The sequence below is a fragment of the Pseudomonas sp. SIMBA_067 genome (assembly GCF_046534675.1).
Lineage (GTDB): Bacteria > Pseudomonadota > Gammaproteobacteria > Pseudomonadales > Pseudomonadaceae > Aquipseudomonas > Aquipseudomonas putida.
This window is the reverse complement of sequence record NZ_JAWRYH010000540.1, coordinates 1-267: the sequence shown is the minus strand read 5'-3', so window position 1 is coordinate 267 and position 267 is coordinate 1. Positions and strand designations below refer to the sequence as shown.

Sequence of the window (267 nt, the reverse complement as noted above, 5' to 3'; positions counted from 1 at the left end):
CCGCACTGCATGCCGATCTTTGCCGCCAACCCCAATGCATTTCGCCGCTATGGCGCCATGGTCAACGCTGCCAGCCGTGCGAGCTGGGGCTTCGAGGACCGCGATGCGTGCATCCGCATTCCCGAGTCCGATGCGCGCAATTTACGCATCGAGCATCGTCTGGCGGGTGCCGACGCCAACCCGTACCTGGTGCTGGCGGCGATCCTGTGTGGCATGGAGCATGGGCTGGATGCGGCGCGGGAGCCGATTGCGCCGCTGAACGAAGAC

1 pseudogene is annotated in these 267 nt (G+C 65.5%); it reads left to right on the top strand.

Features of this window, described 5'->3' with window-relative positions:
• Positions 1–267, top strand: a pseudogene (locus SB765_RS30235) (glutamine synthetase); the annotation flags it as partial.